This window comes from Micromonospora sp. DT81.3 (assembly GCF_049847225.1).
In the GTDB taxonomy this organism is placed as follows: domain Bacteria; phylum Actinomycetota; class Actinomycetes; order Actinomycetales; family Microbacteriaceae; genus Microbacterium.
Genome location: NZ_JBNCNY010000001.1, coordinates 503,436 through 524,079, shown reverse-complemented (window position 1 = coordinate 524,079; position 20,644 = coordinate 503,436). Strand labels below are relative to the sequence as shown.

27 protein-coding genes are annotated in these 20,644 nt (G+C 68.4%); 12 read left to right on the top strand and 15 right to left on the bottom strand.

All coding sequences use genetic code 11. From position 1 onward, the window contains the following. Nucleotides 1–32 precede the first annotated feature (32 nt). The 3 genes from ACPW96_RS02470 to ACPW96_RS02460 form a co-directional block, all read right to left on the bottom strand. Complete coding sequence (locus ACPW96_RS02470; protein ID WP_425819503.1) at nucleotides 33–185, bottom strand: hypothetical protein; 153 nt, start codon at nucleotides 183–185, stop codon at nucleotides 33–35. An 8-nt stretch (nucleotides 186–193) separates the two neighbouring features. Further along, nucleotides 194–1,039 (bottom strand): class I SAM-dependent methyltransferase, encoded by an 846-nt coding sequence (locus ACPW96_RS02465; protein WP_425881897.1) that lies wholly within the window; start codon nucleotides 1,037–1,039, stop codon nucleotides 194–196. Nucleotides 1,040–1,163: 124 nt separating this feature from the next. Beyond that, a complete protein-coding gene (locus ACPW96_RS02460; protein ID WP_425819505.1) occupies nucleotides 1,164–2,252 on the bottom strand; it encodes an alpha/beta fold hydrolase in 1,089 nt (362 codons plus the stop codon). A gap of 232 nt (nucleotides 2,253–2,484) precedes the next feature. On the opposite strand from ACPW96_RS02460, the gene ACPW96_RS02455 reads away from it, so the two are divergent. The 3 genes from ACPW96_RS02455 to ACPW96_RS02445 all read left to right on the top strand — a co-directional run bounded on the left by ACPW96_RS02455 (nucleotide 2,485) and on the right by ACPW96_RS02445 (nucleotide 5,414). Then, nucleotides 2,485–3,423 carry an ABC transporter ATP-binding protein gene (locus ACPW96_RS02455; RefSeq protein WP_425881896.1) on the top strand — a complete coding sequence of 313 codons (939 nt, stop codon included), beginning with the start codon at nucleotides 2,485–2,487 and terminating at the stop codon, nucleotides 3,421–3,423. Further along, nucleotides 3,420–4,178, top strand: a complete 759-nt coding sequence (locus ACPW96_RS02450; RefSeq protein WP_425881895.1) for a hypothetical protein — start codon at nucleotides 3,420–3,422, stop codon at nucleotides 4,176–4,178. Before ACPW96_RS02455 ends, ACPW96_RS02450 begins: the two co-directional genes overlap by 4 nt. Before the next feature lie 207 nt (nucleotides 4,179–4,385). Continuing rightward, complete coding sequence (locus ACPW96_RS02445) at nucleotides 4,386–5,414, top strand: alpha/beta fold hydrolase (protein WP_425881894.1); 1,029 nt, start codon at nucleotides 4,386–4,388, stop codon at nucleotides 5,412–5,414. A gap of 8 nt (nucleotides 5,415–5,422) precedes the next feature. Here ACPW96_RS02445 and ACPW96_RS02440 read toward each other — a convergent pair whose 3' ends face one another. The 3 genes from ACPW96_RS02440 to ACPW96_RS02430 form a co-directional block, all read right to left on the bottom strand. Continuing rightward, nucleotides 5,423–5,962, bottom strand: coding sequence for a glyoxalase superfamily protein (locus ACPW96_RS02440; protein ID WP_425881893.1), 540 nt, complete (start codon nucleotides 5,960–5,962; stop codon nucleotides 5,423–5,425). A gap of 410 nt (nucleotides 5,963–6,372) precedes the next feature. Further along, the gene (locus tag ACPW96_RS02435; RefSeq protein WP_425881892.1) at nucleotides 6,373–6,918 is read right to left on the bottom strand and encodes a hypothetical protein; all 546 of its coding nucleotides are present in this window, start codon (nucleotides 6,916–6,918) and stop codon (nucleotides 6,373–6,375) included. A gap of 200 nt (nucleotides 6,919–7,118) precedes the next feature. Beyond that, nucleotides 7,119–7,514 carry a VOC family protein gene (locus ACPW96_RS02430; protein WP_425819518.1) on the bottom strand — a complete coding sequence of 132 codons (396 nt, stop codon included), beginning with the start codon at nucleotides 7,512–7,514 and terminating at the stop codon, nucleotides 7,119–7,121. A gap of 181 nt (nucleotides 7,515–7,695) precedes the next feature. Between ACPW96_RS02430 and ACPW96_RS02425 the strand changes: the two genes are divergently transcribed. After that, nucleotides 7,696–8,487, top strand: a complete 792-nt coding sequence (locus tag ACPW96_RS02425; RefSeq protein WP_425881891.1) for a hypothetical protein — start codon at nucleotides 7,696–7,698, stop codon at nucleotides 8,485–8,487. A 25-nt stretch (nucleotides 8,488–8,512) separates the two neighbouring features. Here ACPW96_RS02425 and ACPW96_RS02420 read toward each other — a convergent pair whose 3' ends face one another. Further along, on the bottom strand, nucleotides 8,513–8,941 hold the full coding sequence (locus ACPW96_RS02420; protein ID WP_425819522.1) for a DUF1801 domain-containing protein: 429 nt from the start codon (nucleotides 8,939–8,941) through the stop codon (nucleotides 8,513–8,515). Nucleotides 8,942–9,146: 205 nt separating this feature from the next. Further along, entirely contained in the window at nucleotides 9,147–9,341 is a 195-nt protein-coding gene (locus tag ACPW96_RS02415) for a hypothetical protein (protein ID WP_425819961.1), read from the bottom strand. 116 nt (nucleotides 9,342–9,457) lie between these two features. Here ACPW96_RS02415 and ACPW96_RS02410 point away from each other — a divergent pair, with 116 nt between their 5' ends. After that, nucleotides 9,458–9,949: a methyltransferase domain-containing protein gene (locus ACPW96_RS02410; protein ID WP_425881890.1), complete on the top strand. Its 492-nt coding sequence runs from the start codon at nucleotides 9,458–9,460 to the stop codon at nucleotides 9,947–9,949. A gap of 57 nt (nucleotides 9,950–10,006) precedes the next feature. Here the strand turns inward: ACPW96_RS02410 and ACPW96_RS02405 are convergent, their stop codons facing one another. After that, nucleotides 10,007–10,276: a hypothetical protein gene (locus ACPW96_RS02405; RefSeq protein WP_425819526.1), complete on the bottom strand. Its 270-nt coding sequence runs from the start codon at nucleotides 10,274–10,276 to the stop codon at nucleotides 10,007–10,009. A gap of 139 nt (nucleotides 10,277–10,415) precedes the next feature. On the opposite strand from ACPW96_RS02405, the gene ACPW96_RS02400 reads away from it, so the two are divergent. Further along, nucleotides 10,416–11,216: a nucleotidyltransferase family protein gene (locus ACPW96_RS02400; protein WP_425881889.1), complete on the top strand. Its 801-nt coding sequence runs from the start codon at nucleotides 10,416–10,418 to the stop codon at nucleotides 11,214–11,216. Nucleotides 11,217–11,339: 123 nt separating this feature from the next. On the opposite strand, the gene ACPW96_RS02395 is transcribed toward ACPW96_RS02400, so the two are convergent. After that, nucleotides 11,340–11,753, bottom strand: coding sequence for an SRPBCC family protein (locus tag ACPW96_RS02395; protein ID WP_425881888.1), 414 nt, complete (start codon nucleotides 11,751–11,753; stop codon nucleotides 11,340–11,342). Here ACPW96_RS02395 and ACPW96_RS02390 point away from each other — a divergent pair. Next, complete coding sequence (locus tag ACPW96_RS02390; protein WP_425881887.1) at nucleotides 11,752–12,315, top strand: TetR/AcrR family transcriptional regulator; 564 nt, start codon at nucleotides 11,752–11,754, stop codon at nucleotides 12,313–12,315. The genes ACPW96_RS02395 and ACPW96_RS02390 overlap by 2 nt on opposite strands. 28 nt (nucleotides 12,316–12,343) lie before the next feature. Here the strand turns inward: ACPW96_RS02390 and ACPW96_RS02385 are convergent, their stop codons facing one another. After that, a complete protein-coding gene (locus tag ACPW96_RS02385; protein WP_425819534.1) occupies nucleotides 12,344–12,514 on the bottom strand; it encodes a hypothetical protein in 171 nt (56 codons plus the stop codon). A gap of 213 nt (nucleotides 12,515–12,727) precedes the next feature. Here ACPW96_RS02385 and ACPW96_RS02380 point away from each other — a divergent pair, with 213 nt between their 5' ends. The 3 genes from ACPW96_RS02380 to ACPW96_RS02370 all read left to right on the top strand — a co-directional run bounded on the left by ACPW96_RS02380 (nucleotide 12,728) and on the right by ACPW96_RS02370 (nucleotide 15,032). Beyond that, nucleotides 12,728–13,594, top strand: a complete 867-nt coding sequence (locus tag ACPW96_RS02380) for a GyrI-like domain-containing protein (RefSeq protein WP_425881886.1) — start codon at nucleotides 12,728–12,730, stop codon at nucleotides 13,592–13,594. Nucleotides 13,595–13,691: 97 nt separating this feature from the next. Next, the gene (locus tag ACPW96_RS02375; RefSeq protein ID WP_425819538.1) at nucleotides 13,692–14,459 is read left to right on the top strand and encodes an alpha/beta fold hydrolase; all 768 of its coding nucleotides are present in this window, start codon (nucleotides 13,692–13,694) and stop codon (nucleotides 14,457–14,459) included. 3 nt (nucleotides 14,460–14,462) lie between these two features. Beyond that, complete coding sequence (locus ACPW96_RS02370; protein ID WP_425819540.1) at nucleotides 14,463–15,032, top strand: dihydrofolate reductase family protein; 570 nt, start codon at nucleotides 14,463–14,465, stop codon at nucleotides 15,030–15,032. A gap of 124 nt (nucleotides 15,033–15,156) precedes the next feature. Here the strand turns inward: ACPW96_RS02370 and ACPW96_RS02365 are convergent, their stop codons facing one another. Beyond that, nucleotides 15,157–15,546: a hypothetical protein gene (locus tag ACPW96_RS02365; RefSeq protein ID WP_425819542.1), complete on the bottom strand. Its 390-nt coding sequence runs from the start codon at nucleotides 15,544–15,546 to the stop codon at nucleotides 15,157–15,159. Nucleotides 15,547–15,611: 65 nt separating this feature from the next. Between ACPW96_RS02365 and ACPW96_RS02360 the strand changes: the two genes are divergently transcribed. Beyond that, entirely contained in the window at nucleotides 15,612–16,322 is a 711-nt protein-coding gene (locus ACPW96_RS02360; RefSeq protein ID WP_425819544.1) for an NADPH-dependent F420 reductase, read from the top strand. A gap of 64 nt (nucleotides 16,323–16,386) precedes the next feature. Here the strand turns inward: ACPW96_RS02360 and ACPW96_RS02355 are convergent, their stop codons facing one another. After that, entirely contained in the window at nucleotides 16,387–17,649 is a 1,263-nt protein-coding gene (locus tag ACPW96_RS02355; protein WP_425819546.1) for an MFS transporter, read from the bottom strand. 272 nt (nucleotides 17,650–17,921) lie between these two features. On the opposite strand from ACPW96_RS02355, the gene ACPW96_RS02350 reads away from it, so the two are divergent. Then, nucleotides 17,922–18,092 (top strand): hypothetical protein, encoded by a 171-nt coding sequence (locus ACPW96_RS02350; RefSeq protein ID WP_425881885.1) that lies wholly within the window; start codon nucleotides 17,922–17,924, stop codon nucleotides 18,090–18,092. A gap of 30 nt (nucleotides 18,093–18,122) precedes the next feature. On the opposite strand, the gene ACPW96_RS02345 is transcribed toward ACPW96_RS02350, so the two are convergent. Both ACPW96_RS02345 and ACPW96_RS02340 read right to left on the bottom strand, forming a co-directional pair. After that, complete coding sequence (locus tag ACPW96_RS02345; protein WP_425881884.1) at nucleotides 18,123–19,511, bottom strand: hypothetical protein; 1,389 nt, start codon at nucleotides 19,509–19,511, stop codon at nucleotides 18,123–18,125. A gap of 4 nt (nucleotides 19,512–19,515) precedes the next feature. Further along, on the bottom strand, nucleotides 19,516–20,532 hold the full coding sequence (locus tag ACPW96_RS02340; RefSeq protein ID WP_425881883.1) for a diacylglycerol/lipid kinase family protein: 1,017 nt from the start codon (nucleotides 20,530–20,532) through the stop codon (nucleotides 19,516–19,518). Nucleotides 20,533–20,644: the final 112 nt, after the last annotated feature.

Below are 20,644 nucleotides of genomic sequence, written 5' to 3'. Positions count from 1 at the left end.
CGGAAGACCGGGAGCCGCGGGGCTCGTATATTTCAGCTCTGCGGGAAGAGCCGCCAGCGTCCCGGAGCCGGACGACGGGGGTAGCCGCCGGCCCTGCGGGCGCTCAGGATCGCGTGACGTTGGGCGGCGTCACGACTCACCTGGTGGCTGTCGGGCACGAGGTCGATGAACATCAGCGGATGCATGACTCCTCCTAGCGACGCTTCGCGGTGACGATGAGGTACTCCCACGGCATGACGCCGCCGTCGAGGAACCTGTCCCCGAGTGCCGCCATCTCCGCGTCGAGCGCGGCCACCTTCTCCGCGTCGTCCGCGATGAAGCGGTACACCGCGATCGTGGGGCCGTAATTGGCCTTCATGAAGTCGCGGAACTCCGCGCCGCTCGTGAATCGATCGACCACGAGGGCCTGCTGGCGAGCCACGAACTCCTCGACGCGGTCGCCGAACAGATCGCGGACGTGCTCGACGCTGCCCCACAGCGGCGCCGGAGAGGCTCCGGGCGGGGGCGGCGGCGCGAAAGGCTTCATGGTGGTGAACAGCTGCCCGATGAACCCGTTGGGGGTCCAGCTGAGGACGCCGATCGTTCCGCCGGGGCGGCACACGCGGATGAGCTCGGCCGCAGCCAGCTCGTGGTGCGGGGCGAACATCACGCCGATGCTCGACAGAACGACGTCGAACGCTTCGTCGCTGTATGGCAGCGCCTCCGCATCCGCGGTCTGCCATGTCAGGGCGAGCCCCTCGGCGTCCGCCGCGGCGCGCCCGACTTCGAGCAGCTCCGGTGTGAGGTCGGTCGCGACCACTTCGGCTCCGCGTCGGGCCGACGGGATCGCCGACGTTCCGGTGCCGGCGGCGACGTCGAGGACGCGCTGACCGGCGTGCACGTCGATGGTCTCGACGAGGATGCCGCCGAGGGTATGGACGACCTCGTCGACGACGGTGGGGTAGCTTCCGCTCGCCCACATCGCCGCGTGCTTCGCCTTGAGTGCCCGATCCTCCGGCGTTGCCGTCAGGGACCGGGTGGTGCTGGTAAAGGTTGACATCTGGGTTCCTCCTGTGTGGTTGCTCATGTCACCACGGTAGGAATCAGGCACACCTCGCCACATCGGCGCCGACGCGTAACGAACCCCCTCGGCCGGAGGGCCGTTGGCGGCTGACGCGTAGGCGTTACGCGCTCGACAGCAGGCGAGCGACCGCGGCGGTGCGGGCCGTGCGGCCGCTCAGCCCGAGCTTGGCGTAGGCATTCTGCAGGTGTCGCTCGACGGTGCGCACCGATAGGAACAGCTCGGCCGCGATGGCGTCGTTGTCATACCCGGCGGCCGCGAGCCGGAGGATGTCGAGTTCCCGCGGCGACACCAGGGCGGCGACGTCGTCGGCGATGATGCCCGGCGCGGCCTGGCGATCGGGCTCGAGGAAATCAGTGATCTCGCGAAGGAACGCCGGCCAAGCCGGCTCGTCGGCGAGCACGATGTGGTTGTTGCTGTCGAGCCCCACCAGGCGTGCGCCACGGATGCCGGCCGCCAGATCCCGCGCGTGATGGAACTCGTTCATCTGGTCGCCGCGGCTGTGGATGACCAGGGTCGGCGCGGTGATCTCGGGCAGGCGCCAGGTCGAGTCGCAGATCTGACGCTGCGACCTCGCGATCACCGCGGTCTCGGTGTCGCACGCCATCCTCTGGAGGTCATCGAGCCAGCGCATCTGCTCCTCGGTGCCTCCCGGAATCATCATGCTGCTGAACACGCGACGGAACTCGGATGTCGGGCGAGCCCACCCGACCCGGATGAGGGCCTCGAACGCGGCCAGGAGCTCCAGCTCTTCTTCGCTCGATCCCGCTTGCGCGCCCGCATAGCTGCCGTAGAACACCAGGCGGGTGAGGCGATCGGGATGCCGCGCGGCGTATTCGATCGCGACCGGACCGCCCTGTGCCATGGCCATAAGGGCGAACCGGTCGAGTCCGGCGTCCTCGACGACCGCCTCCAGGTCGGCGACCCGGGCCTCGAGGCTGTGGTCGGTGACGTTGCGATCCGACAGACCGTGGCCGCGTTCGTCGTACCGGATGACGGTCGCGATCTTGCCGAGTTCGACCAGGTAATGGCGCCAGACCGGACTCTCCCAGTCGAACTGCAGATGACTGAGCCAGCACGCATCGATGAGAAGCGGAGGTCCGGAGCCATGCACGGCGTACGCGATCCCCACGCCGTCGGCGGAGCGTGCGAAGCGGATGTCCTGCACGACATCGGCTCTCAGCGTCTCCACGCCGACATCATAGGAGCCCCGCGCGGTCAGCGCACCGTGGTCGTCCGCCGCACCGCGGCGACGATCATCGGGCTTCCCGATCCAAGTCATCGTCATCCAACGGCTTACTTGTTATTCCTAGTGTTTATCGATAGATTCCTGCTGTCTAACGATCAGGAGGGTACTGGATGACCCAGCGCTTGTATACCGCGTCGCGACGGGCGATCTTCTTCCCGGGTTCGCGGGTGCATCAGTGATCCGGGTTCACGGTCTGACGAAGACCTACGGGAAGGTGGTCGCCGTCGACGATCTCTCGTTCGATGTGGACCCAGGCCGTGTCACCGGCTTTCTCGGCCCCAACGGCGCCGGGAAGTCCACGACCTTGCGCGTCATGACAGGCCTTGACCGGCCCACGGCGGGGGAGGCGCTGATCGGCGGTCACCCTTACCGGCGGATCCGGCAGCCGCTTCGCGAAGTCGGAGCGCTGCTGGATGCCGAGGCGATGCATCCCGGACGCACCGGTCGTGCGCATCTGCGCATCGCGGCCCGCTCGAATGGCTTGCCGGGCGCGCGTGTCGACGAAGTGATCGAGCAGGTCGGCCTGGGCGAGGCGTCACGGCGGCGCATCAAGGGCTACTCCTTGGGCATGAGGCAGCGGCTCGGCATCGCCTCCGCGCTTCTCGGCGACCCGGGTGTCCTCGTGTTCGACGAGCCGGTGAACGGATTGGACATCGATGGCGTGATGTGGATCCGGAGCCTCATGCACGGTCTCGCCGCGGAAGGTCGAACGGTCTTGGTCTCGAGCCATCTGATGAGCGAGCTGCAGCAGATCGCCGACCACATCGTCATCATCGGCCGTGGCCGCCTTCTCGCCGATGCCCCGCTCGGCGAGCTGTTGAGCTCCCTCGGTGTCCGGCGAGTGCGGGTGCAGACGCAGGCGCCGGAACCGCTCATCGTCGCTCTGAGACAGCGCGCCGTCGAGTTCATACGTACGGGAGCGGAAGAAGTGGAGATCGTCGGTCTGGATGCTTCGGAGGTGGGTGCCCTGACGCACAGGCTGAATCTGCCGGTGCGTCACCTGTCCCAGGTGCACCATTCGCTCGAGGACGCCTACCTCCGTCTCACCGAAGACGCCGTGGAGTTCCATGGAGACGACGCGCCATCGACCGATACGCGCGGAGCGCGTTCGTGAGCGCCACGGGGATCCTCGGTAGAAACGCCGGGGCCGAGTGGACACGGCTGTGGTCGGTGCGCTCATCGTGGCTGTTCGTTCTCGGGGCGGCGGCGGGAGTGATCGGACTGTCCGTCTTCGTCGGCGTATCCCAGGGTGCGTCGGCCCCCGCAGGGGGATCGCCCTGGAGGCTGGCCGGCATCTTCGGACTGCTCGGGCTCTTCGCCATCCTCGTGCTCACTACCGTTGCGGCGACAGCCGATCACGCGACCAAGAGCATCATTCCGACCCTTCAGTGGACGCCCCAGCGAGCCATTGTCGTGGCCGCCAGAGCCGGCATCCTCGTCCTGACCGCCGCCTGCCTCGGCCTCGTGCTCATGACAGCGGCGAGCCTGGTGATCTGGGTCTTCGCCCCCCAACTCACGTTCTGGTCGGCAGAGGGGGCCGCTGCCCTCGCTGGGGCGACCCTCGTCTACGCGACGGGCGGTCTGCTCGCCGTCGGGCTGGGCCTCGCGACACGCAATACCGCCGCCGCGCTGACGAGCGTGTTCGCGCTGATGCTGGTGCTGCCCCTGATTCTGCAGGCGTTCCCCCTGGATTGGATGGTCCACGTGATCGGGGGGCTGCCAGGATCGGGCGCGTTCTTCTTCCTGCTCGGCGAAGGGCCGGGCGACACACGGATGACGGCCAGCTCGTCGTCGATCGTGCTCATCGCCTGGTCTGTCGCAGCCTTGGCAGCCGGAACGTGGCGTCTGCTCCGGACGGACGCGACCTGACTCCGACGGCCGGGCGCGGGGGTTGCTCACGGCACGGGGATGCGATTCGCATCCTGCGTGAAGAGCTGGCTGAGCGCGGACTCACCTTCTTAGAGTGATCGTGAACGGCTCCGCACGAGGCTGCTGTTCCATCCAGCGGCAACACGGTTCGTCGTGATCGCCGCCGCAGGCGCGCGCCGTTGCCCGCCCGCCGAGAGGACGAACCCCATGAGCAATCCATTCGAAGGCCGACTCGAGCCGTTGCCTGGTCGGCTGCAGCACCGCGGATTCGAGCAGTCCATCGCGCATGTGGGCGACGGCGTTGGTCTTTCCTACGTCCGCGGGCAAGCGAACGGCCCGCCGCTCGTGCTGATTCCCGCTCAGATGGGCACGTGGCGCACGTACGAGCGCGTCGCGGCCGAGCTCAGCGACAGCTTCCAGGTGTTCGCGATCGACGTGACCGGGCACGGCGCCTCCACCTGGACGCCCGGGCGCTATACGTGGGACCTCGTCGGTGCTCAGCTGCGGCGGCTCCTCGAGACGGTGGTCGAGCGCCCTGCGATCATCAGCGGCAACTCCTCCGGCGGCGTGCTGGGATTGTGGCTTGCCGCGAACGCGCCGGATGCCGTGGCCGGGCTGGTGCTGGAGGATGCGCCGGTCTTCTCTGTCGAGTGGCCGCGATTCCGCGACCGCGACCGGTTCGTCTACCGCGGTCTCGTGCACGCGGTCGAGGTACTCGAGCGACCGGACCGCCGGCTCGCCGATTACTTCCGCGGGCAGGAGCTGCCGGTGTCCCCGCGTCGCACCAAACGCTTACCGGGCTGGGCGGTCGACCTCATCGACCGCGGTGTGCGTCGGTGGGAGAACGCGCATCCCGGCGAACCCTCCGGCTTCTCGGCGTGGTGGGCGCCCGCTTCATTCGGCGATCTGTTCCGGTCGCTGTCGATGTTCGACCCCGACTTCGCGCGAGCCTTCGTCGACGGACGGATGTACGGCGACTTCTCGCACGCCGAGGCGCTGCGCTCCGTCGCCGCGCCGATCCTGCTGATGCACGCCCGGTGGATGCGACTCGAGCCGTATGGCCTGGTCGGCGCACTCGATGACGACGACGTTCGCCACGTGCAGGAACTGGCTCCGCAGACCCGTGTCGTGCGGTCGCGCGCGAATCATGTCGTGCACCGCTACGACCGCGCACTGTTCGTGCGCGAACTGCGCAGGTTCTCCACCGACCTCTCAGCGAACGGGGGGCGGCGATGACGCTCGTGTCACCGATTCCCGTTGTCCGGCGTCGGGCGCGGTGTATGAAAGGTCAGCCGGTTGCCGAACGGGTCGGGAACCGTGAGATCGTCGCCCCACGATTCGCTGTCCAAGCCGATCCGCAACGGGTACACCGCACTCTGGGCGAGCTCACGCTGGAGTCGTCGGACGTCAGAGATCTCGATCCGGACCGCGGAGCCGGGAGTGGCATCACCGTGGTGCTCGCTCAGGTGCAGGACGCAACCGTCGCGAGAAACCTGCTGATACAGCGGCATCCCGTCCTCGAAGCGGTGCTCCCAGTCCACCGTGAAGCCGAGGAAGGTGACGTAGAAGCGCCGCGCCTCCTCGCCCGGGAAGGTGCGCAGAATCGGCACCGTGATCGGGTGCGGTGGGGCATTGCGCGCTGCCGCGAGGGTGTTCCAATCCCGATACCCGAGTTGTGCGGCGACGAGATCGAGCGCCCGGCTGTGCGAGATTCCCGTTCCGTCTTCGGCAAGCCGCGCACGCAAGCGGGAAGCCATGGATTTGGGATCTGTCTCGATGGTCATGACAACTCACTCTTCCGCCGGCGAAGTCTCCGAAGGCCTCTCCATTACCCGGGATCGCCGGCCGAATCGTCGTGTCGATCACCATCAGAACGTACGGGGCTTCACCATCTCGGCTACGCCGAGGGAGAGGGCAGGCGCCCGCCGCCACACCGCGAATGTACCCCCGCGCGCGGCGAAGCGAAAGGTGCGCCCCGCTCGAAGCACCTGTCTGAGAGCTTGGCCTCGTGAGGATGGTGTTCGCCTCGCTCGGATCGACAAACGAACGATCGAACCAGAAGGCGCACCAAGAAGGGGCCAATTCTCGTCTACTTCCTCCGGCCCGATTCGCTGGCCGTGGTGGCGTGAAGTCGAACGGCTGATTGCGGCCAAGGCTTGGACGGATCGTGCTGGGCCCGGAAGCGGGGAGCGAGTCAGACGCCCCAGTGAGCGAGCATCGCCTCGCAGTAGTCGTCGTTGGTGCCCGTCGAGCCGAAGATCAACTCTTCGCTGAGGATCTCGTCCGTGGCGATGTCGATGATGAGGAGCATCCGGATCTGGCCGTCGCCCTTCGCGAGGATCTTTCCGTCGCTTCCGACGAGCCGCCCGCCTCCGGCGTACAGCACCGTGACGCTGAGCGTCCCGTCGCCGTTGTCGATGATCTTGTGGTCCTTCACGACCGTGTTCGGCTCGATATCAGTCACGGTCATCCCGTCGTAGGTGAACGTCCGGGTGACACTCGCCTTCTCGTGGAACCAGAACGGACCGTCCTGGCCGCGCAGCTTCACCGAGCCGGATCCTGTCTGCTCGTAGGTGTAGGCGACCTGCAGCCCCGCGCCGCAGAAGTCGTCGACGACACCGCTTTCGGAGTAGTCGAGGCTGTACCGCTCGACCACCTCCGCATGAGCGGGGGCTGCCCCCGCGAGGAGGAGACCGCCGACGAGGAGCGTGGCGACCAGCGGGCTGAGTTTACGGAACATGATGGTGCCCTTCAATGCGAGGAAATCGGCGGACGCACAGCGTCACAGCACAGCACCCCGGCGTTCCCCAGAAGATCGGCTGCAACGACGATCCCACCTGCCGCAGACGGTACTCCTCGGCCGCGCCCAGCGATACCCACTCCGCCTGCGCACACGACTCCGGTCGAGGCGGTCCCGCCTGGCGGGGCGGGGGTGCACACTCAGAAGTTCTCGCCCGTGCGCCATGCCATCTCCTGCAGCAGCAGGGTGTTGCCGTCGGGATCCGCGAACTCCGCAAACCTCACTCCACCGCCGACATCGATGATCTCGGCGACGTCGACACCCCGATCACGGAGCTCGGTGCGGGCGGCCTCGATGTCGTCGACGACCAGGTGCAGGCCGTGCACGCTCCCCGGCGCCATCCTGTCGAGCGCCGGTACGCCGTGACTGAGCACGATCGAGCAGGCGGAGCCGACAGGTGTGAATTGAACGAACCGAACGCCGTCCGCTGGAACGTGGTCGACGTCGAGAACGAAACCCACCTGTTCGTTGTAGAAGCGGATGGCGCGATCGATATCGGTGACCGGTACAGGTACGAGCTCCAGTTTCAGGTTCATTTCGGCTCCCGGAGAGTGAAGGCGACGAGCGTGTCGGTCGTGGAGATGCGGCTGCGTCGCGGACCACCGCCTCACCCAGTGCGTCGAACGAAGGATCCGAAAATCGACAGGGCGGCGGCCGAATCTTGCCCCGCGAGGTGAGTTGAGGGCCCGGAACGGCGCACCTCCTTCGAATGAGCCGATGTGTGCGACGATGCTTGCGATGGACCTCGGGAGCGATGACGAACTCCGCATGCTGCGCGCTCGCGCGTACGGCCCATCGGCTGACATCGGCAACGATCCCGCTGCGCTGGAGCGGCTTCGAGCGCTGGAGGAACTCGCTCGCGCGGGTAGCGAGTCCCCGCCGGACGCGGCCGGTGGCGGTGCTGAGCCTGCGCGGGTGACCACTCAGGCACCGGCAGCGCCTGTCGAGCCGATCGCCTCCGCCGCGGAAGATCCCCTTCGCGGGTCTCCGGAGGCTCCCGAGACACCCGCTCCTCGATCGCGCCGCCTCTCCCGCCGGATCGCCGCCGTTTGGGCGATATCGGTGGTGGTGGCGGCCGCCGTCGCGGCCGCCGTGACCTTCGCGGTCGCCTCCATCACGCCTGTTTCGCGCGACCCGGACGCTCGCCAGATCGCCACGCTGCGTGCCGAGCCCGGTGTCGACCTGCCGGGCGACTTCTTCGGCTTGGGAGTGGAGACCGTCGTTTTCGAGTTCTACGGCCTGACGATCGTTCGAACCGATGGGGGCGTGTTCAGCAATGGAACCGGCGAGTGCCTGACCGTCGTGGCCACACAGGACATCGATCCGGATTCACCCTCGATCAACGGGCCGGTGTACTACGGATGCCGCGCCGGCGGGTTCCCCGCCACGGTGCAGCTGGACGTCGACGCCACGACGCCGTCGGCCCTCCGTGACCGTGTCGCACAGGGCAGCGCCCTGCTCTTCGTCCTCGACGGCGAGCTGGTGGGCGTCTTCTCCGACGAAGGGTGACGCGCGCGCAGGTGTCGACCCGGCGTCACGATTTCGGTTCGGGGTCGTCCTGGCGCGACCAGGCGATCGCGATCAGCTCGCGCAGCACATCCAGATCGATGTCCTCGAGCTTCTTGGCGTAGACGCAGCCCGCGCCCAGTGTGTAGGTGCCGAGCTTCGGCAGCAGGGCGGCCGAACCCGGCATGTCGTTCAGCCCATAGAAGGTCAGCTGCGCTTTGCGAGGCGAGAACCCGGTCTTCGGCCAGTTCCCGCGTGTGCGCGGGTTCGCGCGCGAGATGTAGCGGAAGCTCCCGTACCCGATCATCGTGGGACCCCACATGACGGGATCGGTGCCGGTGACCTCTCGGAAGACCTCCGCGAGCCGCAGCCCCTCCTCGCGGCGCCGGGGCGTCGCGGCCGCCTCGAGGAACTCGTGCACGTTCGCGTCCGTCGGACGCGTCTTGGGCTCGCTCATGCTGCCGGCGCCGCCTCTGCGAGAAGCGATCCAGCAGTCGTCACGGAGAGGGCATCGCCTGGGGCCATGAGACATCCTCGTGTTCGGGTCCGCGCACGGAACGACTGTCCCGGCGTCGCGAACGATACTCCCACGACCCTCGGCGCGCCAGACGGCAGGGGGGCGCTCGGGGATCAGCGGACGGGAGGTGTGCGGCTGTCGCCGATCACTGCTCGGCGCGGCGTCGGCGGGCGATCGCCATCCAGATCAGCACCAGGCCGACGAGGAGAACGATCGGGCCGATGATGGCCCACAGCGCCTGACCGCTCATGGCGGACCCGCCCAGCACGTCGAGGCCCTGCAGGGTCCAGACCAGGCCGACAACGCTCAGGAGTATGCCGGGCACGAGGAACGGCCACATTCGCTTCACAGGCTCACCCTAGTTCCGGGTGCCGGGTGGAGCGGTCGCATCGGATGCTCCGTTCGAGCAGAATCGTCCAATGCGACTCCGGACGGCTCCTTCTTGGGGGAGTGACGATGGGTGAACGACTGTCTGCGCGTCTGCGCCGGGTGGTGGACGCGCTGCCGCTCGAGCCGGGGATCAGGGTGCTCGAGATCGGCGGCGCGCCCGGCGCGGCGGCACGCGCGGTGGCCGAGATCGTCGGAGAGAGCGGGCACGTACTGGTGCTTGATCGGTCAGCCAAGGGCATCGCCCTCACAGAAACGCACTGCGCCGACGAGATCGAGCGTGGAGTGCTCTCCGTTCTCTGCGCGGAGGTCGAGAGCTTCGCGCTGCCGCCCGGATCCGAGCGGTTCGACGTCGCGTTCGCGTGCCGGGTGGGGGTGCTGGACGGGCGTCACCCGGATCGCTACGAGGCCGCACTGGCGCGCATCGCAGAGGCTCTGTCGCCCCAGGGTCGTCTCTTCGTGGACACCGGCGACCCTTTGGACGAGGTGCCGCTCGCTCACTCACGTGCGCGGCCCAGCGGGCGATCGCAGCGCGATCGGCTCGCCGGGCCGGTGACATGACAGCCCTGGATGCCGGGCCGCGCGGTACAGACCGGCACGGCACCGGCATCCGGCGGCTCAATGGCCGACCTTGGTGACGCCGAACATGAGGGTGCGGCGGGGGATGTCGTAATGGACATCGTCCGTATTGGCGAGCAGATCCTGCAGCACGTCTGCGTCGTCGGCATCGACCGTCAGCACCTCTTCCCACGCACCCTGATCGAGGATCAGCTGCAGTGTGAAGGTGCCCTCCTCTGCAGGCTCTCCGGCGACCCAGGAGAACTGATAGTGCGTCAGCTGGCGCACTTTGAGGCTGTTGTCGGTGACGGGCTGGGGAACTTCGGGCATGATGCATCCTTTCTCTCGAGATGGTGTTCCCTGCATAGAACGGCCTGTGCCGAGATGGTGGGGGCTGGACGATCGAGCGAGCATGCGGTAGCGGTCGCGCGCGGCTGCCCGACGCGCGCGTGGTCGATAGGCTCCCGTCATGCTCAGCGAAGACCGCCTCCGCCTGATGGCGCGCGAGCTGTGCGCCGTGGGCGGCGTCCGCGCGGTCGCCCTGGGCGGGAGCCGCGCTCGCGGCACCCATCGACCCGATTCGGACATCGACCTGGGCCTGTACTTCGAGGGTGACGTCGACCGTGTCGCGCTCGACCGCCTGGCCGCCCGGTGGACCGGCGGCCCCGTCACCGTCGCGTCGCCCGGCGCGTGGGGACCGTGGGTCGAGAGCGGTGCGTGGCTCGTGGTCGAGGGGACCGCCGTCGACTGGATTCTCCGTGATGCCCGCCGGGTCGCCGAGCAGTGCGAGCGTGCCCGGCTCGGTCACTTCGCGTTTCACACCCAGCCTGGTCACCCCCTGGGTTTTTTGGATGTCTCGTACGCGGGCGAGGTGGCGATGGGCGTGCCGCTGTGCGACGAGACCGCTCTCCTGGCCGGGCTGGCCGAGGGACTCACGCCGTATCCCGAGCCGTTGCGCGCGGCCATGCTGCAACGGCTCTGGCAGGTGGACTTCCTCCTCGACGGCGCGGAGAAGGGAGCGAAGGGCGCGGATGCCGCCTACGTCGCGCTCTGTGCCGGGACGGCGGCCATGATCATCGCCCACGCGTGGCATGCCCTCGCCGGCCGGTGGGTGCTGAACGAGAAGGGGCTCGTGCCCGGCGTCTCCGGCCTGCCCATCGACACCCGGGGCTTCGCCGAGGCGGCTGCCTCGGTTCTCAGCACCCTGGGATCGACGCCGGAAGAGCTCCATCGATCCATCGCCGCCATGCGCGCGGTGCCGCGGCCCTAGGTCCGCTGAGGGACTCCTCCACAACCGCGTCTCGAGGGACGGTCGGCTTCCCCGCATTCCGCCCGCCTGTCCGGGAGACCGCCAACGCGCTGCAATCTGCTGTGCGGTGTCGTCAGCCCTTCCTCAGACTGACGCTCTCGCACGCACGTCGTGCTCCGCTGCCCGCACCGCCCGCTGGAGGGAAGCCTTTGCGTACAAGCGCCACAGCGGGGCCACGACCAGACGGAACAAGCCGACTCGACCCGGCAGCGGCTTGAACTCATAGGTCCAGCGAACAACTGTGGTCTCGCCGTCGGGCGTGAAAGTCCATTCGCCGCGTACCCCGGCAATGAGGTGGCGCAGGGGCCCGGTGAAATTCGTGAGCTCGTACGCGAAGCTGTGAGGAGGCGTCAGTTCGGTGAGACGCTCGTCTGCTGTCGAGCCGTCCGTCAGATCAGGATTGCGAGTCTGGCCTACGGCGTCCCAGTCGCCGGTCTGATTGTCGGACCTTCGGACGCCCGGAAAGGGCCCCCAGGCCTGAAAGACGGGGGTCGCCATGGCTGAGACAACCCGCAGCAAGCTTCTTCGCGTCGCCGCTGAGCTGCTCGACGCGGAGGGCCTGAACGCCGTCACGCTAAGAGAGGTCGGTGCGCGAGCCGGTGTGAGTCGACAGGCCCCGTACCGGCACTTCGCTGACAAGGATGATCTCTTGGCTGCGGTCGCGGAGGCCGGTCTCGCGGAGATACTCGAGCGCGTAGCCACTGAGGTCGCTGACGGGATGTCTCCGCGACATCGTCTTGACGCCGCCCTCATCGCTTACGTGCGCGCCGCCCTGGAGAACCCGGAACTCTACTCATTGGTCTTCAGCGCGTCGCTCTCGCAAGCAAAATACGCCGACCTGCACGCCGTCGGGGGGCTCGCTTTCGCGCTGTTCCGTGAGCTGTTGGCGGCGTTGCTCCCAGCCGACCGACTCGACAACGTCGCACCCGTGATCTGGGCGGCAACCCATGGCGTGATCATGCTGTCCTTGAGCGGACACAACGAGGACGCCAAGGGGATGCGAGACCCCGAGAGCGTAGTGAGGGCGGCGCTGACTCTGGCACTTGCTGAGCACAGCTGAACGATTGCCCGACCGACGCAGATCTCCGTCACTCCGGGTGCGAGCTGTGGTCTTCCACGTCGGGTTCGGCGCGCAGCACGTCGGCGATCTCTTCCTCCGGGCGAGGGGCGACGGTCTCGTCGTCCTCGAGCTGCGGAACGGTCGGCTCGTCCGGCCCAGGGATGTGCCCGGGAGATGAGTGCTCGTTGTGGGACGACACGGTGATCCTTCGGTGGGCGACATCCACAGCGTATGCCGATTTCGGCGCCATGGAGCGGGGCCCGGCGATCCGGCATCCGTGAGGCTCGCCCTGGGCGAGACCTGGCTTGGTTGGGATAGTTGACCATGGCCACCGCGCCGGTGATCGATTCGGGCAGGGATGATCGGGTGCCCGGCGATGTCGCTGGGCAGGCTGGATGCCGAAGGGGGAGCCGTGATCGCAGTTCTCAACCGACTCGTCGGACTCATCGAGGACCGCCTCGCCGACGAGATCGACATCGCCGGCCTCGCGAGCAGCCTCGGCACGACGGAGTACCACCTCCGCCGGATGTTCTCGTCGCTGGCCGGTATGCCGCTGTCCGAGTACATCCGGCGCCGTCGTATGGCCGTCGCCGCAGCCGATGTTCTCGGAGACGGCGAGCTGCTGTCGATCGCGGTGCGCTACGGCTACGGCTCGACGGAGGCCTTCGGTCGAGCCTTCCGGGGGGTGCACGGCGTCAGCCCCGGCGAAGTGCGCCGGCACGGTGGCCCCCTTCGCACACAACCGCAGCTCAGGTTCCGCCTGACCGTAGAAGGGAGCACCCCCATGGACACCCGCATCATAGAGCGACCGGCTTTCCGGCTGGTCGGGCACTCGGCTCGCGTGCCGCTGATCCACCGCGGCGCCAACCCGCACATCCAAGCCCACATCGCTTCCCTGCCCGCGGCGGAGCACATCCGCCTGAAGGCGATGAGCGACTCCGAGCCGGCGGGGCTGCTCCAGGTGAGCGCCGACGTGGAGCCGGACTACACGGAGGGCAGCGAGCTGACGTACCTGCACGGCGTCGCCGTGGGCGAGACGACGCCGGTGCCGGAGGACCTGACCACGATCGAGGTCCCCGCCGGAACGTGGGCGGTGTTCCGCACGTCGGGCCCGTACCCGGCGTCATTGCAGTCGACGTGGGCGACGACCGCCACAGACTGGTTCCCGTCCAACCCTTGGCGCTTGCGGCCGGGCCCCTCGATCGTGGCCGTGCTCGATCGCGCCGCCGACTTCAGCACTGCGACCTGTGAACTGTGGCTGCCGGTCGAACGCGCCTAGCCCGAAGCAAAGGCACCGGCCGCCCGGCGGCTGCATATCCCATCCCTGACTCCCGTTGGTTCTTGTCCACCGGATTCCGCCGTGGAAGGGTGTCTGGATGGTGAGCGAGCAAGGTCTCTGGTACGCGGACGAAGGGTCGGGGCCACCGCTGGTCGTGCTGCATCCGGGTGGCACCGACTCGAGGTCGATGACGCCGCTTCTGGACCACCTCGACGGATACCGCCGGATCACGATCGACCGACCGGGTCACGGCAGATCTGCAGACACCGCCGGCGCGTGGAGCTTCGCCGACATGGCGGACTCGATAGCGAGGGTGCTTCGAAGTCTGCCGGTGCACGACACGCACGTGGTGGGCTGGAGCGACGGCGCGATCGTGGGGCTGCACCTCACCCTGCGTCATCCGGATCTCATTCGCACGCTCGTTTTCGGGGGTGCGCCTCGGCACTACTCGGGCTGGCGCGAGAGCGTTCTGGAAGGCGATCCGCCGCAGTTCATGGCCGACGCGTACGCGGAGGTGTCGCCGGATGGCGCTGAGCACTGGGACGTGGTCGTCCGTAAGTCTGCGGAGCTGCATCGATCCGAGCCGCGCCTCAGCCTCGAAGAGCTCAGCACCGTGACGGTGCCGGTGCTCATCCTCTCGGGCGACGACGACGAGGTCCGCTTCGAGCACCTCATCGAGCTGTACGAGGCTCTGCCCGACGGCGAACTGGCCATCGTGCCGCGGTCCACGCACGCGCTGATCGTGGAGAAGCCGGACCTGGTTGCGCGACTGATCCGGGATTTCCACGCCGAGCCGCGCCAGAACGGGTTCGCGCCCATCCGTCGCGCCGACCGGCGCGACACCGCTACGAAGGGAGGCGGTTAGCACGTGGGGAGCACAGTGCTGTACATGTCGATGTCGCTCGACGGGTTCATCGCCGGACCGAACGAGACCGACGATCACGGGCTCGGCGACGGCGGCGACAGGCTCCATGAGTGGGTGTTTCCTCCCGAGGGCGACGTCAACAGGCAGATCGTGGATGAGTTCATGTGCACCGGCGCGGTCGTCGCCGGTCGCGCAACATTCGAGCCCGCCGAAGGCTGGCACGGCGATCACCATGACGGGGTCCCTATCTGGGTGCTCAGCCGCCGGCCGATCCCGGACTGGGCGCGCAGCATGCCGGCGGTCACCTACACGAACGTCATCGAGACGGCCTTCCGCGACGCGCGCGACGCTGCCGGCGAGAAGGACGTGCTGGTGCATGGCGCGAGCACCGCGCAGCGGGCGATCGCCGCGGGCGTGCTGGACGAGATGCAGATCCACCTCGTTCCCGTTCTGCTCGGCGAGGGCCGCCGGCTCTTCGATCATCTGGGCGCCGAGCAGCGCCAGCTCGAGCGGCTGAGGGTTCTGGTGGGCGAGGGAGGCGTCACGCATCTCCGGTACCGGATCCGCTACTGACCGGGAACGCGCCCGGTCAGTTCGATCGTGGTTCGGGACCGGGCCTGCTGCGGCGGATGCGCTGGGCTAGCGTGTGGCGTATGACTCGTCTGAAGGTCTTCACCCTCATCCCATGGTCGCACCCCTAGGAGCCGGCGTCGTCGAACTCTTCCCGCAGATATCTCGGAGCCTGAATGCGCCACGCCTCGGTGACGAGTTCGGCCAGGTGGTGCTCGTCGATGCCCGCCATACGGAAGGCGATTTTCGGTTCACCCCAGGGCGTCGTGCTGCTCAGGAACACATCGGGCGCCATGTGAACGAGCGCGAGCGCGTCCAAGCGGTCGGCGACCTTCACGCCCACGACGAGCTCGGCCGCGATGATGGCACGCACCTCCGCGGGGATGCTCGGCCACGGGTGGCACTCCCAGGCGTAGAGCTTGCGGCGCACGAACCACGCGGCGCCGCCCGTGGTCGCTCGCTCCTCGCTCCCCGGCAGCTCGGTCGCGGTGCGGCGCAGATCGTCGAGGGTGGCCACGACGCAAGGATATGCCGCACCCCCGACAGAGCAAGCGACCGCACGACGAAGCACCGAGGTGCCGGATGACCGTCGCCCGGCCCGTGATCGGGATCATCGGTGCCGGCAGGCTCGGCATGGTGCTGGCTCGGCTGGCCACGCGTGCGGGGTATCAGGTGCTCATCGCGGCATCCGGGGACCCGAAGCGGATCGCACTGGCCGACGACGTCCTCGCCGAGGGGGCTACCGCCACCACCGCGCTGGATGCCGCCGAGCGTGCCGACGTCGTGATCCTCGCCCTCCCGTTTCGCAGGTACCGGGCGATCCCCGCCGACGCACTCGCCGGAAAGCTCGTGATCGACGCCACGAACTACTGGTGGGAGGCGGACGGGCTGCTCGAGGAGTTCCGCGACCCGCTGACCTCGAGCAGCGAGCTTCTGCAGGGTCACCTCCGGGGGTCGCGGGTCGTCAAGGCGTTCAACCACATGAGCTACGCCGACCTGGGCGACGAGGCGCGACCGCCCGGTCAGCCGGGGCGCAAGGCCATCGGTATCGCGGGGAACGACGCCGACGACGTGAACACCGTCGCCGCATTGGTCGACGACCTCGGATTCGACCCCGTGGCGGCGGGCACGCTCGCCGACGGCGTCAGGCTGGAACCCGGCACCGATCCGTTCGGCGCCGACGTCGATGCCCGGGAGCTTCAAGACATGATCGACGGCTTCCCGTCTTCGCAGAGCGGCCTCCGGCGGGCAGCCGCGTCGGCGGCACGCCATCCATCCGCATCCGACGAGTAGAGCCTCCTCGCATCGCACTCCGTGCATCGCCGTCACTAGACGCAGAGACGCACGATCGCGGTGCCTACGGCTCGCTCGGAGATTCGCCGGTGTCGAGCACCGGGCGAGCGGCTGCGATGTGCGAGATCGGGCGCCACACCAGCAGGAGGGTGACCGCCGACCCCGCGAAGGCGAACCACCACGGTGCCGTGAGACCCCACGCCTGGGCGATGAGCCCCCCGAGCAGCTGACCGATCACGAGGCCCCCGAACACGCCGACCATGTTGACGGATGCGATGCGCCCTTGCAGCTGCAACGGCACGAGGCGCTGTCGCACGGTCGTCGAGATCGTGCCCCAGACGAAGGCATAGGCGCCGAACCCGAACATGATCACGAAGGCGATGACCGGCGACGTCGTCAGCGCGAACGAGAGGTGCATGACCACCTCGAGCGACAGGCAGACGCGCATGAGCGTGGCGAAGGACACGTGGCGCTCGAGCCAGCCGAAGGATCCGGTGCCCACCAGCCCGCCGAGGGCCGACGCCGTGGTCAGGGCACCGAAGCCCACGGCACCCATGTTCAGATGCTCGGTCGCGTAGAGAACGAGGATGCTCCAGGGAGCGGCCCACGTCACGTTGAAGACGAGGATGATCAGCACGAGGGTCCGCACGGGGGCGTTGCCGCGCAGCCAGTGCAGGCCCTCGCGGATCGGGTGCGGCCTCGTCCCCACCGGCACCGGCTCCTTCGGTGGAATCGGGGTGCGTGCGATCCGCGAGATGAGCACGACGGCCAGGCTCACGCAGAGGATCTGGACGAGAAACGGCCAGAACGACCCGATGGCGAAGAGGAACGCGCCGAGCGGGGGACCGGCGAGTTGATTCCCGACGAGGAACCCCGTCTGCAACCGCGCGTTTCCGAGCCCCAGATCGGCGGGCTTCACGAGCATGGGCAGAAGCGTGCTCCCCGCCGTATCGGCGAAGACCTCGGCGGTGCCATAGAGGAAGGACGTCGCGAGGACGACCCACACGCTCACCTGACCGGTGAACAGGAAGACGACCAGGGCCAGCACGATCACCGCGCGCGACCCGTCCGCCAGCATGACGAGCCGGCGTCGATCGTGGTGGTCGGCGACCGATCCGGCGAACAGCCCGAACAGCAGCCACGGCAGGAACTGCATCATCGCCCCGCCTGCCACCAGCAGCGGCGACGAGGTCAGCGAGGCGATCAGCAGCGGTGCGGCCGACAGCGCGATCCCGTCGCCGATGTTGCTCGTCCACGACGACGCCATCAGCCAGCGGAAGTCGCTGCCGAGCCGGCGTGGCGCGATCAGTTCGCCGAGCGAGGGCATTGCGCCATTCCTAGAGGTACTCGACCGCCTGCGGATGCTTCAGGGACGTGAACGCGAACCGGAACTGCTCGTTCCGGTCGCGAAGGCGGAGGAGAAGAGGATACCGCGGTCAACCGCAGTGGTGAGGCGCCCAGACGCTGACCGAGGATCCGTCCGGCGGCAGCCGACGAGCCATCCGATCGACGCTCGATACACCCATCGCCTGACCGGTGCAAGCGCCGTGAGCGATCGCCCCCGCAGTCCTAGCCTGCATGGAGCGAAAGGAGCACATCATGGTGGAGACATCGGACTCGCGTGAGTCGCAGGAGGACGGCAACCCGGCCAGCGATCTGAAGACGGACGTGATCAAGGACATCGAGCGCGACGACACGATCACGAGCGACTTCGTGGGTCCTCGGGGCGACGAGGTGCCGGACGACTCCGCAGACGACGACGGGGACTGAGTTCTCCCGCATCCCCGGCGCGGCAAGGCGTCAGCCCCGCGCGAAGACCTGCTCGAGGAGCGCCACCGTGCGCTCGACGAGCAGCTCGCCGGCCTCCGGCGGAACGCGACACGCGTCGTTCACCTCGTACCCGCCTTCGTCGTAGGCGGCTCGAGTCGGCACGTACCACAGGGCGCCGTCGGTATAGCCGACCACCCCCGTCCAGACGCTCGGGGAGCCGATCTTGATCGCTCTGCCCAGCTCGGTGAACAGTTCTGCGGGCGCGAAGGAGAGGGCCGCGTCGCCGATCCTCAGGACCGAGATGTCCGCCTCGATGGTGGGCCGGCGTCCCGACTCGAGAGCCGCGAGCACCTCGCGGGCCTCCTTGATCTTCAGTTCCAGCCACCACCCGGCATCCGGATCGGCGGATCCTCTGGCCGCCATGTCGGCGAGCAGCCCCTCCAGCTCGGATCGGGCGCCTGACACGGAGTCGGCTCCACGGCGCGGGATCGCCAGGCGCCGGCGCTCACTCGTGAGGGGTGTCGCCGCCAGGTGCTGCGCGGCCGATGAGGCGCGGATCGCCTCGGTCGCGAGGGAGAGGCCGAAGGACTCGGGCAGCGACCAGTCGGGCGCCCTGGTCTTGGGATCGATGTCGCCCGCGGCGCCCTGCAGGAACAGCGCTGTACCGCCGACGACCTGCTCCACTCGCGCGCGCATCGCGCCGGGGAAGTCGGCGCTGATGCTTCTGACGCTCGCCTCCAGCGAGCTCGGATGGCACGCGAAGCTGACGATCGTCGCAACCGTCGCCGGATCGCCGCGCGAGTCGCCGGCTGCATCCGTCGCGGTACGGTCGAAGCGCAGGATCTGCACCTCCGGGTCGAGCGGCCCGTCGGGGTTGCGGCCCAGCGCGATGGTGCCATCCGGCTGCGGTTCGCGCCGGTTGACGCCGACTCGGCACGCGCCGCGCCCGGCGAAAAGGGTCACGGGCTCCCGTCGGCTGTCCGCCTCCGCCACGCACCGGGCGATCCATGTGGGGAGCCGGGCACGGTACTCCGCCGCCTCGGAGGTCTCGCCGCCGGGCATGTCGCCGTTCTCGGCGACGACCGGGCCGTAGTGCGTGTGACTGCACGCCAGGAACACCCGCTCCGGCGGTATACCGGTGGCGCGCCGCACGGCTGCCTTCAGCGTGGCCACGAGTTCGTCGCTGTACATCCCGATGAGATCGAGCGCGACGATCGCCACCCTGGTGTCCGCCTCGAGGTCCTGCCCGCCCCGCTCCGCAAGCACGAGGGCCGTCGCGAAGAGGTCATCGTGGATGTCGAGGGCAGGGCCCCTGCCGACGAAACCGGACATCGGAACACCCCGCGCGGGCGTGATCGCCGCGCGTGCGACCCCGGCGGTCAGCGTCGTCCCCGCCCGCCGGTCGCCGACGCGGCGCATGTGGTCAGTCCGTCGACTCGACGGGCACGCGGATGGTGAGCCCGTTCGGCACCACCCAGGTGCGGATCGCGACGGCCTCGCCGAACTCGTCGCCGTCGAGCTCGATGGCCTCCGGGTGGTTCAGGGTCATGGTGAAGCGCTCGCCCTTGATGTAGTTGAGTGCCTTCACCTCCTTGGTGGTGAACTTCTGCCCGAGCCGAGTGCGGCTGAGCACGCCGTTCTCCCACACGATCTTCGTGAAGATCTGCGCCCAGCTGAGGAAGCCCTCCGGCCGCAGCAGCACGATGTCGAGCTGGCCGTCGTCCACCGCAGCCTCCGGCATCAGGAGCACGTTCGCCTGCAGCGTTCCGCAGTTGCCGATGATCACCGTGTGCGCGCGGATGTGCTTGACGGGCGTCGCGTCGAGCTTGTACTTGAGCCGGAGCTGGTTCTTGTCGCGCAGTGCGATGGCGATGGCCTTGACGTATGCCAGCCAGCCGATCTTCGCCTTCAGCTCCTCGTCGGTGTTCGCGAGCATCTTGGCGTCCAGGCCGAGCCCCGCCATGACGACGTACGCGTGCGTGTCGACCTTCGAGTCCCCTCGACGGATGTCGATCATCGCGAGATCGATCGGCCGATCCTCGCCCGTGAAGGCGGAGTGGATGGACTGCTCGAGGTCATCGAGCGTGAGCTTGAGGTTGCGCGCCAGCAGGTTGCCGGTTCCCGACGGCAGCAGCGCCAGCGACACGTCCTTCTCATGCACCGCCTCGGCCACGGCGCGCACCGTGCCATCGCCACCCGCGACCACGATCATCGACACGTTCTGCGCGAGCGCCGCCTCGGTGGCACCCTGCCCCGGGTCGTCCTCGGACGTCTCGAACCAGAGCGTCTCGCCCCATCCGGCCGCCGCCTGCTCCGTGGCCACGACGGCCTGGATGGCGGGCAGGTCCACCTTGATGGGGTTGTAGACCACCGCGGCGACCTTCGTTGCGGTGTCCGGCGGCGTCGGCGTCGAAACGGTCGGGTTCTGTGTGTCGGTCATCGTCGTCTGTCCTTCGGATGCTGGTGGTGCGGCCCCCGCCACCGGATCGGGCCGGGGACCGGGGTCGGTGAATGCGGCGGTCGCTCTGAGCGGCACGGAGCGGCTCAGCAGC

Bases quoted from the DNA above. Each gene is read 5' to 3' on its own strand.
- ACPW96_RS02420 (WP_425819522.1), bottom strand. From the start codon at position 8,941: ATGAGCGAGCCCAAGACGCGTCCGACGGACGCGAACGTGCACGAGTTC.
- ACPW96_RS02340 (WP_425881883.1), bottom strand. From the start codon at position 20,532: ATGACCGACACACAGAACCCGACCGTTTCGACGCCGACGCCGCCGGAC.
- ACPW96_RS02440 (WP_425881893.1), bottom strand. From the start codon at position 5,962: ATGACCATCGAGACAGATCCCAAATCCATGGCTTCCCGCTTGCGTGCG.
- ACPW96_RS02360 (WP_425819544.1), top strand. From the start codon at position 15,612: ATGACCGTCGCCCGGCCCGTGATCGGGATCATCGGTGCCGGCAGGCTC.
- ACPW96_RS02395 (WP_425881888.1), bottom strand. From the start codon at position 11,753: ATGGCGACCCCCGTCTTTCAGGCCTGGGGGCCCTTTCCGGGCGTCCGA.
- ACPW96_RS02435 (WP_425881892.1), bottom strand. From the start codon at position 6,918: ATGTTCCGTAAACTCAGCCCGCTGGTCGCCACGCTCCTCGTCGGCGGT.
- ACPW96_RS02350 (WP_425881885.1), top strand. From the start codon at position 17,922: ATGGTGGAGACATCGGACTCGCGTGAGTCGCAGGAGGACGGCAACCCG.
- ACPW96_RS02415 (WP_425819961.1), bottom strand. From the start codon at position 9,341: ATGTGGCCGTTCCTCGTGCCCGGCATACTCCTGAGCGTTGTCGGCCTG.
- ACPW96_RS02410 (WP_425881890.1), top strand. From the start codon at position 9,458: ATGGGTGAACGACTGTCTGCGCGTCTGCGCCGGGTGGTGGACGCGCTG.
- ACPW96_RS02400 (WP_425881889.1), top strand. From the start codon at position 10,416: ATGCTCAGCGAAGACCGCCTCCGCCTGATGGCGCGCGAGCTGTGCGCC.
- ACPW96_RS02375 (WP_425819538.1), top strand. From the start codon at position 13,692: ATGGTGAGCGAGCAAGGTCTCTGGTACGCGGACGAAGGGTCGGGGCCA.
- ACPW96_RS02405 (WP_425819526.1), bottom strand. From the start codon at position 10,276: ATGCCCGAAGTTCCCCAGCCCGTCACCGACAACAGCCTCAAAGTGCGC.
- ACPW96_RS02345 (WP_425881884.1), bottom strand. From the start codon at position 19,511: ATGCGCCGCGTCGGCGACCGGCGGGCGGGGACGACGCTGACCGCCGGG.
- ACPW96_RS02465 (WP_425881897.1), bottom strand. From the start codon at position 1,039: ATGTCAACCTTTACCAGCACCACCCGGTCCCTGACGGCAACGCCGGAG.
- ACPW96_RS02430 (WP_425819518.1), bottom strand. From the start codon at position 7,514: ATGAACCTGAAACTGGAGCTCGTACCTGTACCGGTCACCGATATCGAT.
- ACPW96_RS02390 (WP_425881887.1), top strand. From the start codon at position 11,752: ATGGCTGAGACAACCCGCAGCAAGCTTCTTCGCGTCGCCGCTGAGCTG.
- ACPW96_RS02425 (WP_425881891.1), top strand. From the start codon at position 7,696: ATGTGTGCGACGATGCTTGCGATGGACCTCGGGAGCGATGACGAACTC.
- ACPW96_RS02445 (WP_425881894.1), top strand. From the start codon at position 4,386: ATGAGCAATCCATTCGAAGGCCGACTCGAGCCGTTGCCTGGTCGGCTG.
- ACPW96_RS02355 (WP_425819546.1), bottom strand. From the start codon at position 17,649: ATGCCCTCGCTCGGCGAACTGATCGCGCCACGCCGGCTCGGCAGCGAC.
- ACPW96_RS02470 (WP_425819503.1), bottom strand. From the start codon at position 185: ATGCATCCGCTGATGTTCATCGACCTCGTGCCCGACAGCCACCAGGTG.